The sequence below is a fragment of the Streptomyces sp. NPDC055013 genome, assembly GCF_053608645.1.
This window is the reverse complement of the sequence record NZ_JBSGVW010000015.1, coordinates 152,876-166,244: the sequence shown is the minus strand read 5'-3', so window position 1 is coordinate 166,244 and position 13,369 is coordinate 152,876. Positions and strand designations below refer to the sequence as shown.

Sequence of the window (13,369 nt, the reverse complement as noted above, 5' to 3'; positions counted from 1 at the left end):
CAAAGCCTTGACAGTGGTTTCCGTCACTTCTTAAATCATGCATTGAAATAAGCGTTCACTTCTCACCCCCTTCACCCCCCACCCATGCCGCTTCGCCGGCGCAGGAGAAGACATGCCCCCTACCTCACGACCAGCCGTCAGAGGCCGCGGTCCGTTGACCGCGGCCTTCGTCGCCGCCGCCACGGCCGCCTCGCTCCTCAGCGCCGTCCAGCCCACCCAGGCCGCCCCGGAACACGCCGCCGACGCAGCCCCTTCCGCCGCCGCCCTCCCCACCAGTTGGTCCACGGTGGTCAACAGCGGCAGCGGCAAGTGCTTGGACGCGCGAGCGGCCGGCACCGCCAACGGCACGGCGGTGCAGCAGTACGCCTGCAACAACAGCACGGCGCAGCAGTGGAGCTTCACACCGACCAGCGACGGCTATGTGCGGATCAACAACCGCAACGACGCCCAGCAGGTGGTGGATGTCAGCGACGTGTCCACGGCCGACAACGCGGCCGTGCATCTGTGGACGTACGGCGGCGGCAACAACCAGCAGTGGCAGGCCGTCGATGAGGGTGGTGGCGCCTACCACTTCGTCAACCGGAACAGCGGCAAGTGTCTTGACGTACCGTCCGCCTCGACGGCCGACAGCGTCCAGCTGGTGCAGTACACGTGCAACGGCTCAGCCGCCCAGCGCTTCCAGGTCGCGCCCGTGAGCACTGCCCCCGGGGATGTCGACCTCGGCCCGAACGTGGCCGTCTTCGATCCGTCGATGCCGTCGTCCACGATCCAGAGCCGGCTGGACTCGATATTCCGGCAGCAGGAGACGAACCAGTTCGGCTCCGAGCGCCATGCGGTGATGTTCAAGCCGGGCACGTACAGCAATGACGTCAACGTGGGCTTCTACACCCAGGTCCTGGGCCTGGGCCAGTCCCCCGACTCGGTCACCATCAACGGCGCCGTGCACGTGGAGGCGGACTGGTTCCCGCCGCAGAACGCCACCCACAACTTCTGGCGCGGCGCGGAGAACCTCTCGGTGAACCCCACGGGCGGCACCGACCGCTGGGCGGTCTCGCAGGCCTCCGGCTACCGGCGCATGCACATCCGCGGAAACCTCGAACTCAGCGACGGCGGCTGGTCCAGCGGCGGCTTCATGGCCGACACGAAGATCGACGGGCAGGTCCGCTCGGGCACGCAGCAGCAGTGGCTGACCCGCAACTCCCAGCTCGGCAGCTGGACCGGCTCCAACTGGAACATGGTCTTCGTCGGCAGCCAGGGCGTACCCGGCAACACGTTCCCCAACCCGCCGTACACCACGGTCAACCAGACCCCGACCGTACGGGAGAAGCCCTTCCTGTACGTCGACAACGCGGGCGCCTACCGGGTGTTCGTGCCCTCCCTGCGGACCAACTCCTCGGGCACGAGCTGGGCGAACGGCGCCGCGGCGGGCAGCTCGCTCGGCATCGACCAGTTCTTCGTCGTCAAGCCGGGCGCAACGGCCTCACAGATCAACGCCGCGCTCGCCGAGGGCAAGAACCTGCTGGTCACCCCCGGCGTCTACCACCTGAACCAGACGCTGCGCGTCACCCGCCCCGACACCGTCGTCCTCGGACTCGGCCTGGCCACGTTCATCCCGGACAACGGCATCACGGCCATGACGGTCGCCGATGTCGACGGCGTGAAGATCGCAGGCGTCCTCTTCGACGCGGGCACGACCAACTCCCAGACCCTGGTGGAGATCGGCCCGGCCGGCGCCGCCGCCAACCACGCGACGAACCCCACCTCAATGCACGACGTGTACTTCCGCGTCGGCGGTGCCGCCGTGGGCAAGGCGACCACCAGCCTCGTCGTCAACAGTGACAACGTCATCGGTGATCACATGTGGATCTGGCGCGGCGACCACGGCAGCGGCATCGGCTGGAACACCAACACCGGCGACACCGGCCTCATCGTCAACGGCGACAACGTCACCATGTACGGCCTGTTCGTCGAGCACTACCAGAAGCACCAGACCATCTGGAACGGCAACGGCGGGCGGACGTACTTCTACCAGAACGAAATGCCCTACGATCCGCCCAACCAGGCCGCCTGGATGAACGGCTCCACCCAGGGCTACGCCGCCTACAAGGTCGCGAACTCCGTGACCAGCCACCAGGCGTACGGGCTGGGGAGTTACTGCTTCTTCAACGCCAACCCGTCCGTCACCGCCGAGCGCGCCTTCGAGGTCCCCAACACTCCTGGCGTCCGCTTCCAGAACATGGTGACCGTCTCGCTCGGCGGAACCGGAACCATCCGGCACGTCATCAACGACCGGGGCGGCCCCTCCAACTCCTCCACCAACGTGGCCAACCTGGTGAGCCACCCGTGAGGCGGCTGGCAGTACGACTGCTGATGGGGCTGGCGCTGGTGCTGGGGCTGACAGCAGCCCCAGGGCCCGCCGGACTCCACGCCTCCGCCGCGCCCCAGGCGCCCGCCTTCAAGGTCATCGCCTTCTACAACGGCACCTGGGACGCCGCACACATCGACTTCGTCAAGGAAGCCAACGAATGGTTTCCGCGCGCTGCCGCCCAGCACAACTTCACGTACCGGGCGACGACCGACTGGAACCTGCTCGCGAACGGCGGGGTGAACGACTACCAGGTCGTCCTCTTCCTCGACGACGCGCCGGACACCGCGCCTCAGCGAGCCGGCTTCGAGCGGTACATGCGAGCAGGCGGCGGTTGGATGGGCTTCCACGTCTCGGCGTTCACGACCGACGCCGGATCGTGGCCCTGGTATCACAACACCTTCCTCGGCAGCGGGAACTTCAGGTCGAACACGTGGGGTCCCACGACGGCGATCCTGCGCACCGAGGACCGTACGCACCCCTCGACGCCCACGCTGCCGGCGACGTTCACCTCAGCGGTGAGCGAGTGGTACAGCTGGTTCAACGACCTGCGCACCAAGCCGAACATCAAGATCCTGGCATCGGTCGACCCGACGAGCTTCCCCCTGGGCACCGACCCCAACCAGTCCTGGTACAGCGGCTACTACCCGATCCTGTGGACCAACACCCAGTACCGGATGCTGTACGCGAACTTCGGCCACAACGCCATGGACTACGCCACCAACACCCGCCTGTCCTCCACGTTCTCCAGCCCCACCCAGAACCGCTTCCTCATAGACGGCCTGAAGTGGCTCGGCCGCGCGGCTGAATAGCTGTCACCCTGCCCGCACCCGCTGCCGACGCCAGACGGACGAGGAACGGCTGTGCCCCGAACAGGCGCAGCCGTTCCACGTGAACGGGCGTGAAGTGGTGCCGGATGGCGGCGGCGAGGTCGTCGCGGTCGGGAAGGAGGAGTACGGCCGTGCCGTCGGGGGCGAGGACCCGGCGCAGTTCCGTCCACCAGCGGGAAGGTGCGTCCGCGAGCAGACCGCGGGCCCGGACCTGGGCGCCCCAGGGCGGGTTGCACAGCACGCGGTCGACGGCGCCGTCGGGAAGGGGGAGCCGGCCGGCGTCACCACGGCGGATGGCGACGGGCAGCTCACCGGCGTTGGCGCGGGCCGCGGCGACCGCGTCCACGGAGAGGTCGAAGCCGTGGAAACGGGCGTCCCCTTGGGCGAGTGCCGCCTCGATGAGCAGGGTGCCGGCGCCGCAGCACGGGTCGAGGACGAAGTGGCCGGGGCGGATGTCGGCCAGCCGGGCCATGGCTGCGGCGAGTGGTGGGTGCAGGGTGCCCGGGATGGTGCGCTGCTTGTAGGCGCGGCGGTGCAGCGGTCGGTCGGCGAGCCGCAGCATGAGCGTGGCTTGCGTGCCGTCCAGGGTCAGCCGCCAGCCCCAGCAGCCGGGTGGGGGCGGGGTTCCTGCCCGCCGCGAGTGGTATGGGACGCGGAGGCGCCGCGCCAGGGCCTGTCCGACCACGTCCTCGGCGTCGTAACGGGTGAAGGTCCGCCGACCGAGGAAGGAGGCCGAGACGTCGATGCCGGTGATGTCCGGGGTGGGCGTCGTCGCGCTGCGCCGGCGGAGGGACAGGAGGTGGTCGATCCCGGCCGGATCGGCGAGTTCGGTGAGGTCGTGCAGGGATTGTCGTGTCGATCCGATGTCGTGGCGCCGGGCGGCGAGCAGGAACAGGTCGTCCGCGGTGCGCAGCGCCGGCACGGACCGGCGTGTACGGAAGTGGACTTCGCGGTGGCGCAGTTCGGTGACGGCGCCGAGCCCGGACCCGAGAACCTCGGCGGCGACCACGGCCTCCAGGCCGCGGAGGCAGCGCGCCACGAGGGGCGTGTGCATGGTTTGTTTCTTCTTCCACGTCAGCACTCGGGACAGCGCTCCGCTGCCCCGCGTCGTCGGCGACGGGGGATCCTCGCTTCGCCGACGGTGCCTAGCGGAGGTGGAAGAAGTACGTCATGGGCGCAGTCTAGCGGTGGGGTGCGGGCCCGGAGGTGGCGGCCAAGATCCTGGCTCCACCGATATGACGCAAATGTCCCTTACTGTGACTCGTGATCCAGAGCCTCCGCGGACGGGATGGAGTTGGGGCCGTGGCGTTCGCGGAGGAGTCCGCGCCAGGGGGCAGGCGTCGGTCGTGGGTACCGTTGCTGGCGGTCTGCGCCGGATACTTCATGGTGATCCTGGATGTGACGGTGCTCAATGTCGCCGTGCCGGTGATCGGCCGGGAACTGTCGGCCTCGCTGACCGGCATCCAGTGGATCACCGACGGGTACACCCTGGTCTTCGCCGGCTTCCTGCTGACCGGTGGTGCGTTGGGTGACCGGCTGGGCAATCGTCGGGTCTTCTGCTCGGGCGTGGCGGTGTTCACGGTGTCGTCGGCCGCGTGCGCGCTCGCGCCGAGCACCGCATTCCTGGTGGTGGCCCGGCTGGTGGAGGGGTTGGGCGCGGCGCTGATCGTGCCCGGCTCCCTGGCGCTGCTGCAGCAGGCCTACCCTGAGCCGGCCGCCCGCTCCCGGGCCTTTGGGCTGTGGGGTTCGATGGCGGGTATCGCGGCTTCCGCCGGGCCGCTGCTGGGCGGGCTGCTCGTCTCCACGGCGGGCTGGCGCTGGGTGTTCCTCATCAACCTGCCTGTCGGGGTCGTCTGTCTGGTGCTGACATTGCGTCATGTCGCACGCTCGCCCCGGCGTGCCGACCGGGCCCTGGACTGGCCGGCGCAGGTCGCGGTCGTGGCCGCGGTGGCGCTGCTGACCGCATCGCTCAACGAGGCCGGCCGGCGCGGCTGGTCCGACCCGGCGGTGCTCGCCGGGGTGGGCCTGGCCGTGCTGGCCGCGGCGGCGTTCGTGCTGCGCGAGCGGCTGGCCCGCGCTCCCGCCCTGCCGCTGGACCTGCTGCGCTCCCGCGCCATGAGCGGCGGGGCCGTCATCGGTCTGCTGTTCAACTTCGGCTTCTACGGCATGGTGTTCACCGCCAGCCTGTACTTCCAGCATCAGCGCGGCTTCAGCGCCCTCGGTACCGGGCTGGCGCTGTTCCCGGCCGTGGCGATGACCATGTTCGCGTCCGTCCTGTCCGGGCGGCTGACCCGCCGCACGGGCGATCGCCCACTGGTGATCTCCGGCATGCTCCTGGCCGCGGCGGGACTGGCCGGCTGGGCCGCGGCGGGAGCCGATCCCGCGTACGCGCTGCTGGTGGCACCGATGATGGCCGCCGGGTTCGGTACCTCCTTCGCCCTCACCGGCTCGACCGCCACCGTGATGGGCGCGGCGCCCGCGGCGTACTCGGGGGCTGCCTCCGCCCTGTTCAACACCACCCGCCAGATCGGCAGCGCCACCGGAGTGGCCCTCGGCGGCAGCCTGCTGGCAACAGCCATCGACTACGACACCGGCCTGCGCACGAGCATGACCATCGGCGCACTCGCCTACCTCACGGCCGCCTGCCTCGCGTGGCTGTGCGTGCCGGGGAAGTCCGAGAGGGCGTAGGGGACTTGGGGCTTCCTGGCGGGGTGGGTCGTCGTATTCCTGCGCAGGTTCGGCGCCCGCGACTGCGCCGCCCGACTTGCCGCCCACCCCGGCGGGGAATCGGCCTACGTGGGGACGATCGGACTCCTGATGATGGCCCCCTACATCGCTTGTGCGTCCGGTCCCGGCGTCGCACAGGAGGCCAGGGGCGGCGCTGGAGGCGGCCGACTGCGCCCTGCGCGACCGGCCCTGTGAGCACGAGACGCACCCCTACCGGGAGCATGAGCCCGAGTTCGACAAGGACCTCGCCAGGCAGCTGTGCAATTTCCCTGACCCGAACGCCGCCTGCGAGGAGAACCACCCCCGCGAGCAGTGGCTGTGCCCGCGCAATGTCGCCGGACTCGCGCGGATCGCCCTGGACGTCATCGAACCCGGCTCTCTCCTGTCATGGCCGGCTGGTACGCCGCCTCGGACTCCGTACGCAGCGCACCTCGGTACTCGACGACCTGATCGCGACACTGTCGCACCATGCCGACGCGGCGTACGCCCACCCCCGGCACCCGGCCCCGTCCCGCAGCGGCCCGGCCGCCGCCGAACCCGGCGTAATGCTGAGCACCCCCGGACGGCGCGCCCTCGACGGACAGAAGCGCCCGCGAGCGACTTCGCCGGAGCATCTGCAGTGCCCGACGCCCTGGCGGACATCGCCAGGGCGTCGCTGAGTGCTCTGGAGGCGCGCCGTGGCCAGCTCCTGGGCCGTGCCGAGGACAGGGTCGGTCACGGGGGCCTTCTCCAGCGTCACTCTCAGCGACGACCCCGTGCACGATGTGACGGCTCGCGCATGCGTGGTTCTCGACGGCACCCGCTCCTCCGCGGAAGACCGCCGCTCCGAACCGGGCAACCGCTCCGGAGGCGCCGGTCCCGACACTCGGCGACCGTCGCGTGGAATGCTGGGTGCACGGTGGCACCGAGGCGAACGGAGAGGTGGCGGGTGCGATGGACTGGGCTCGGTTCGCGCAGGAGCTGGCGTCGATGGCGCGGGAACTGCTCTCGCAGGAGTCGGTCGATGCCACCCTGGATCGGATCACCAAGTCGGCCACCGAGCTGGTGGAGGGCTGCGAAGCGGCCGGCATCCTCGTGCTGCACGGCCGGAGGGTTCAGACGCTGGCGCCCACGGAACAACTGGTCGTCGACAGTGACCAGCTGCAGGAGCGGCTGCGCGAGGGACCCTGCTTCGACGCCGCTCGCGTCAAGGACGGCGAGCGGGTGTTCCGTATCCCGGACTTCACCCGTGACCAGCCGCAGTGGCCCGCCTACGCTCCCCAGGCCCATGAGCTCGGGGTGGGCAGCATGATGGGCTTCCTGCTGTACACCGATGACGAAGATCTCGGCGCACTGAACCTCTACTCCCGCAAGCGCGGCGCGTTCACCGAGGCCAGCGAGCTGGCCGGCTGGCTGCTGGCCTCTCACGCCGCGGTCGCCTTCTCCAGCGCCCGCGCGCACGCCCAGATGGAGAACGCCGTCGCCACCCGCCACGTGATCGGCGAGGCCATGGGCATTCTCATGGGGAGCCACGACCTGACAGAAGAACGAGCGTTCGACGTATTGCGCCGATACTCGCAGAAGAACAACGTCAAACTCCGCGAGGTCGCCCGAATGATCTGCGAGCGCGGCAGTCTGTCCTGAACTCGCGGTCGGCTCCCCCGGCTCGAGGTCTGAACCAGAGGAGCCTGGTCAGGCCAGCCCCCAAGGGGAACGCCGCTAAGCCCGGCCTTATCGCCAAGTCCCCATCTCCCCGCGTTTCACGCATGCACCTGGCCTCAGGATTGCCAGGTCTGCCGGACCTCGTGCTCACCGGGGCGTGACGGCCCGCTTCTCAGGTCGACCCCGCTCGCATGCCCTGCCGCGGCAACGAAGCGGAGCCGCACGAATGAAAGCCGCCACTCCAACGGGGGGCTTCGGTGCGGAATGGCCGTGACGTCGGCGGCCGCTCCTTGAGGATCTTGCTCGTCAGCTGCTGTGACCGACCCTGACGAGGAGCGGAAGAAATGTCCCATCGCCGTGTCCGGCCTGCCCCGCGGTCCCGCCTGATCACGTGGTGGGCAACCGCCGGTGCGGTCACAACTCTGGCGCTCGGCCTGCCCGGCACGTCGGTGGCGGCCGACCGCCCGACCCCGCCCGAGGGAGGGATCACCGCGGCCCCCGCCGCCTTCGTCCGAGGAACCCTCCAGCCGGACGCCGCGCCGGCCGGGGCGAACAACTGGAAGTGCCGGCCGACCGCCGCCCACCCCCGCCCCGTCGTCCTGCTGCACGCGACCCTCACGAACGCCCACACGAACTGGAGCATGCTGTCGCCCCAGCTGAAGAAGGCCGGGTACTGCGTCTTCGCGCCGAACTACGGCGGGGCACCGAAAGTTCCCTTCAAGGGCACCCGGCACATCCCCGACTCCGCCCGCGAGGTCGCCCGATACGTCGACCGAGTGCTCAAGGCCACCGGTTCCCGGCAGGTCGACCTGGTGGGCCACTCCCAGGGCGGAGGTCTGCTGCCCCGCTGGTACCTGCGGTTCGAGGGGGGAACGAACCCCGCGCGTCCGTCGCACAACAAGGTGCGCCGGCTCATCGGTCTGGCCCCGTCCAACCACGGCACGACCCTGTCCGGTCTGGGCACCCTCACCACCGCACTCGGCCTCAACCCGACGGTGTCCGCCGTGGCGGGGCAGGCGTACTCGGACCAGCTGGTGGGGTCCCGGGTGAACACCACGCTCGACCGGGACGGCGACACCCAACGAGGCGTCGCCTACACCGTCATCGCCACCCGGTACGACGAGGCCGTCACGCCGTACCACAACCAGTTCCTCACCGCCGGGCGGGGCGCGACCGTACGCAACATCACTCTGCAGGACGTCTGCCCGCAGGACCGCTCCGAGCACCTGTCGATCGCCTACGACTCCAACGCCGCCCAGCTCGTCCTCAACGCCCTCGACCCCGCACACGCCGAACGCGTGCACTGCCGCTTCTCGGCACCCCTCCTCGGCGGGTGACCCCGCAGATCAGGGCCCGCTCGGGGCCGTCCGAGCAGCGTTCTGAGGCCGCCCGGCCCGGTCAGTTCGACCTTGCCGCGTCGATTGGGCAGAATCAGGGCCATGAGCGAGAACGTGTTCTTCAGTATTTCTGCTAATGGCGAGAACCTCGGCCGCATCGTCTTCCGGCTGTTCGACGATGTCGTGCCCAAGACCGCACGAAACTTCCGTGAGCTGGCGACCGGCCAGCACGGTTACGGCTACAAGGGTTCGCCCTTCCACCGGGTCATCCCGGAGTTCATGCTGCAGGGTGGTGACTTCACCGCGGGCAACGGCACCGGCGGCAAGAGCATCTACGGTGAGACGTTCGCCGACGAGAACTTCCAGCTGAAGCACGACAGGCCGTTCCTGCTGAGCATGGCCAACGCGGGCCCGGGCACCAACGGCTCGCAGTTCTTCGTCACGACCGTGGTGACGCCGTGGCTGGACGGCAAGCACGTCGTCTTCGGCGAGGTCATCGAGGGTGAGGACGTCGTCAAGGCGGTCGAGGCCCTCGGCAACCGCTCGGGCGCGACGGCCAAGAAGATCGTCGTCGAGGACTGCGGCATCGTCGCCTGACGCAGCCTCAGCCGCACATCAGGTCCATCAGGTCCGCACCATGCGGGCCCGATGGGCCTGATCTCTTTTCCGCGGTCAGTGCGATTCGCGGCTGACGTCCGAACCGCTGGAGCCCACGAGGAAGTCGAGGTCGGCGCCGGTGTCGGCCTGCAGGACGTGGTCGACGTAGAGGCGTTCCCAGCCGCGCCGGGGGTTGGCGTAGGCCTTGGCGGATGCCTCGCTCGGGCTTCTGCGGGCCAGTTCGTCGGCGGGTACGTCGACGTCGATACGGCGGGCTTCGACGTCCAGAGTGACGAAGTCCCCGGTGCGCACGAGGGCGAGAGGGCCGCCGGCCGCGGCCTCGGGCGCCACGTGCAGGACGACCGTGCCGTATGCCGTGCCGCTCATCCGGCCGTCGCAGACGCGGACCATGTCACGGACGCCCTGTGCGAGAAGCTTCTGCGGCAGGGGCATGTTCGAGACTTCGGGCATGCCCGGGTAGCCCTTGGGGCCGCAGCCGCGCAGGACGAGGACGGAGTCGGCGTCCACGTCGAGTCCTGGGTCGTCGATGCGGGCGTGGAAGTCCTCGATGGAGTCGAAGACGACGGCCCGGCCACGGTGACGCAGCAGGTGCGGGGAGGCGGCGGCCGGCTTGATGAGCGCGCCGTCGGGTGCGAGGTTGCCCCGCAGGACGGCGATGCCGCCCTCGGCGACCAGGGGTTCGGCGCGGGTGCGGATGACCTCGCCGTCCCAGATCGGGGCGTCGTCGAGCGCGGCGGCCAACGGCTCCCCGGTGACCGTCAGGGCGTCGGGGTCGAGCAGGTCGCGGACCTCGCGCAGGACGGCGAGCAGCCCTCCGGCGCGGTGGAAGTCCTCCATGAGGAAGCGGCCCGCCGGCTGAAGGTCCACCAGGACCGGTACGCGCGAGCCGATGCGGTCGAAGTCGTCGAGGGACAGGCCGATGCCCAGGCGGCCGGCGAGGGCCAGGAGGTGGACGACGGCGTTGGTCGAGCCGCCGATGGCGGCCAGCGCGACGATCGCGTTGTGGAAGGACGCCTTGGTGAGGAAGGTGCCCGGCCGGCGGTCGGCGCCCACCATGTCGACCGCAAGTCGGCCGGTGAGGTGCGCGGCCTCCAGCAGACGGCTGTCGGGGGCGGGGGTCCCGGCCACGCCGGGGACGACCGTGCCGAGGGCCTCGGCCACGAGGGCCATGGTGGAGGCGGTTCCCATGGTGTTGCAGTGACCGCGGCTGCGGATCATCGCCGACTCGGAGCGGGTGAACTGCTCCTGCGAGAGCGTGCCCGCGCGGACCTCTTCCGACAGCCGCCACACATCGGTGCCGCAGCCCAGCGGCGTACCGCGGAACGTCCCGGTCAGCATCGGACCGCCGGGCACGACGACGGCGGGCAGATCCACCGATGCCGCGGCCATGAGCAGCGACGGGATGGTCTTGTCGCAGCCGCCCAGCAGGACGACTCCGTCAATGGGGTTGGCCCGCAGCATCTCCTCCGTGGCCATGGCGGCCATATTGCGCCAGAGCATGGCGGTGGGCCGCACGTTCGTCTCGCCCAGGGACACCACGGGCAGGTTCAGCGGGATGCCGCCCGCCTCGTACACGCCGTCGCGCACGGACGAGGCGACCTCGCCGAGATGGGCGTTGCAAGGGGCCAGGTCCGAGGCCGAGTTGGCGATGGCGATCTGCGGGCGCCCGGTGAATGCGTCGCCGGGTACGCCTCTGCGCATCCATGCGCGGTGTATGTAGGCGTTGCGGTCCTGTCCCGCGTACCACTGTGCGCTGCGCAGCCTCACCATGGGACCTCTTCCGGCGGTCGGTACGGAGGTCTACAGTCTGGAACGCCATGGAGCATACGCAGAGGTACGACGGCTCGACAGCCCCCGGTGAGGACGGCCCGACTGCCGTCGGCTCATGCGCGCGTTCGTCCTGACCGCGCCCGGCGCGTACGAGGTCCAGGACCTCCCGGCGCCGGTGGCCGCGCCCGGTGAAGTCGTCGTCGACGTCGAGCGGGTCGGCGTGTGCGGCACCGACATGGAGTTCTTCACCGGCGCCATGGCGTACCTCCACCAAGGGCACTCCTCCTACCCGATGCGGCCGGGGCACGAGTGGGCCGGGCGGGTCGCGACGGTCGGCGACGGCGTCGACCGGGCCTGGACCGGGCGCCGCGTCATGGGCGACACGATGCTGGGCTGCGGCAGCTGCCACCGCTGTCTTCGGGGGCTTCAGCACGTGTGCGAGAAGCGCCAGGAGGTCGGCATCCGGGGCGGGCGGGCCGGGGCACTGGCGGAGCAACTCGCCGTTCCCGCATCCTCGTTGCATGCCCTGCCCGACTCCGTCGACGCGGTACTCGGCGCACTCGTCGAGCCGGGCGGCAATGCCCTGCGCGCGGCACAGGCCGCCGCGCCCCGCGCCGGGGCCCGTGCTCTCGTCCTGGGGCCCGGGACCATCGGCCTCCTGGTCGCGTTGTTCCTACGGGCGGCGGGCGCGGAGGTTCACCTGCTGGACCGCCCCGACCACTCCCCCGCGTTCGCGCATGCCTTGGGATTCGAGCACGTATGGGACGAGGGGTCCCTGCCGGACCTGCCCTTCGACGCGGTCGTGGACGCCACGAACGCGGCCCATCTGCCGCAGAAGGCACTGGAGTTGGTCGAACCGGGCGGCCGGGTCGTGTACATCGGACTGGCCGGTGAACCGAGCAGGATCGACACGCGCGCGCTCGTACTGAAGGACGTGACGGCGGTGGGCATCCTGTCGGCCTCGCCCGGCCTCGACGCCACCATCCGCGCCTACGCGTCCGGAGCGGTCGACCCCAGGCCCCTGGTGGCCGCGACCGTCGGTCTCGACGAGGTGGGCCCGGTTCTCGCGGGTGGGCGACCGGAGGGCGCCGGGCCCGGCCCCAAGATCCATGTGGACCCCGGTCTGAACGGGGCCAGCTCGCTCGCGTCAGGCAGCGCGGGCCGGCCGTAGCCGATAGGCGTCTCCGTGTGTGATCACGTGGCCGGCGGTGGGCGGCGGGAAGTGTGTGCCCAGCACGAGGGTGTCCGTGTCGACGAGGGAGCCGAGCAGTTTGCGGCGCGACTCCTCGGACTGCCGCGGGTCGATGTCGACGCAGGAGCCGATGGCGGGATGGGCGAACTGGACGGGGTGATGGACGGCATCTCCGGTGATCAGCGCCGACTTCCCGCCGTCGGTCAGCTGGACGGCGACGTGGCCGGGCGTATGCCCCGGGGTGGGGAGCAGGCGGAGGCCCGGGGCGATGTCGGTGCCCTCGGGCTGGACGTCGACGAGGTCGAGCAGCCCTGCCTCCTCGACCGGAATCACGGAGTCGTCGAACATGTGCCGCCGCGGCTCGTCCATGTCGTACCCGGCCCAGAACTCCCGCTCGGTACGGGAGGTGACGTAGCGGGCGTTGGGGAAGGTGGGCACCCACTCGCCTGTGACCTCCTGGGTGTTCCAGCCGACGTGGTCGGTGTGCAGGTGGGTGAGGAGGACCAGGTCGACGGAGTCCGGCGGGAATCCGGCGGCGGTGAGCTGCTCGAGGTAGCCGGTCCGCAGGTCGTGCCAGGCCGGGTTCGCACGCGTCTTGCCGTTGCCGATGCCGGTGTCGACGAGCACGCGCAGACCGCCCGCTTCGAAAGCGAAGCTGTGGCTGTCCAGGTGCAGGGTGCCTTGGTGGTCGGCGAAGTCGGGGCGCAGCCAGTCCTGCCGTGAGACCACGTCGGTGGTCGCGTCGGGGAGCAGCCACGGCCCGGTTGCCGGTGCCAGGGGGGCCTCGTCGATGCGGTGGACGGTGAGCTCGCCCACGGTCCAGGAGGGGATGGAGGCCGGGGCGGCGGAGTCGTCGGCCGATGGGGTGTGAGTGGTCCTGGGCATGAGG

Annotated in this window: 9 protein-coding genes and 1 pseudogene; 7 read left to right on the top strand and 3 right to left on the bottom strand. The window is 70.3% G+C overall.

The genetic code is table 11. The annotated features are described in order from the left end of the window. Window positions 1–112: 112 nt before the first annotated feature. Together ACWGDB_RS21035 and ACWGDB_RS21030 are read left to right on the top strand one after the other, a co-directional pair. The gene (locus tag ACWGDB_RS21035) at window positions 113–2,347 is read left to right on the top strand and encodes an RICIN domain-containing protein (RefSeq protein ID WP_453823783.1); all 2,235 of its coding nucleotides are present in this window, start codon (window positions 113–115) and stop codon (window positions 2,345–2,347) included. 23 nt (window positions 2,348–2,370) lie between these two features. After that, window positions 2,371–3,168, top strand: a pseudogene (locus ACWGDB_RS21030) (ThuA domain-containing protein); the annotation flags it as partial. On the opposite strand, the gene ACWGDB_RS21025 reads toward ACWGDB_RS21030, so the two are convergent. Next, window positions 3,137–4,249 carry a methyltransferase domain-containing protein gene (locus ACWGDB_RS21025; RefSeq protein ID WP_453823782.1) on the bottom strand — a complete coding sequence of 371 codons (1,113 nt, stop codon included), beginning with the start codon at window positions 4,247–4,249 and terminating at the stop codon, window positions 3,137–3,139. The pseudogene ACWGDB_RS21030 and the gene ACWGDB_RS21025 overlap by 32 nt on opposite strands. Window positions 4,250–4,497: 248 nt before the next feature. Here ACWGDB_RS21025 and ACWGDB_RS21020 point away from each other — a divergent pair, with 248 nt between their 5' ends. The 4 genes from ACWGDB_RS21020 to ACWGDB_RS21005 all read left to right on the top strand — a co-directional run bounded on the left by ACWGDB_RS21020 (window position 4,498) and on the right by ACWGDB_RS21005 (window position 9,497). Beyond that, complete coding sequence (locus ACWGDB_RS21020) at window positions 4,498–5,883, top strand: MFS transporter (RefSeq protein ID WP_453823781.1); 1,386 nt, start codon at window positions 4,498–4,500, stop codon at window positions 5,881–5,883. Between the two features lie 972 nt (window positions 5,884–6,855). Next, window positions 6,856–7,545, top strand: coding sequence for a GAF and ANTAR domain-containing protein (locus tag ACWGDB_RS21015; protein ID WP_453823809.1), 690 nt, complete (start codon window positions 6,856–6,858; stop codon window positions 7,543–7,545). A gap of 362 nt (window positions 7,546–7,907) precedes the next feature. Beyond that, entirely contained in the window at window positions 7,908–8,900 is a 993-nt protein-coding gene (locus tag ACWGDB_RS21010) for an esterase/lipase family protein (RefSeq protein ID WP_453823780.1), read from the top strand. A 102-nt stretch (window positions 8,901–9,002) separates the two neighbouring features. After that, a complete protein-coding gene (locus tag ACWGDB_RS21005) occupies window positions 9,003–9,497 on the top strand; it encodes a peptidylprolyl isomerase (protein ID WP_383605811.1) in 495 nt (164 codons plus the stop codon). 75 nt (window positions 9,498–9,572) lie between these two features. Here ACWGDB_RS21005 and ACWGDB_RS21000 read toward each other — a convergent pair whose 3' ends face one another. Next, window positions 9,573–11,288, bottom strand: a complete 1,716-nt coding sequence (locus tag ACWGDB_RS21000; RefSeq protein WP_453823779.1) for an IlvD/Edd family dehydratase — start codon at window positions 11,286–11,288, stop codon at window positions 9,573–9,575. Window positions 11,289–11,403: 115 nt separating this feature from the next. On the opposite strand from ACWGDB_RS21000, the gene ACWGDB_RS20995 reads away from it, so the two are divergent. Beyond that, window positions 11,404–12,459: a zinc-dependent alcohol dehydrogenase gene (locus ACWGDB_RS20995; protein WP_453823778.1), complete on the top strand. Its 1,056-nt coding sequence runs from the start codon at window positions 11,404–11,406 to the stop codon at window positions 12,457–12,459. On the opposite strand, the gene ACWGDB_RS20990 is transcribed toward ACWGDB_RS20995, so the two are convergent. Next, window positions 12,436–13,365 (bottom strand): MBL fold metallo-hydrolase, encoded by a 930-nt coding sequence (locus ACWGDB_RS20990; RefSeq protein ID WP_453823777.1) that lies wholly within the window; start codon window positions 13,363–13,365, stop codon window positions 12,436–12,438. The two genes, ACWGDB_RS20995 and ACWGDB_RS20990, sit on opposite strands and share 24 nt — an antisense overlap. Window positions 13,366–13,369: the final 4 nt, after the last annotated feature.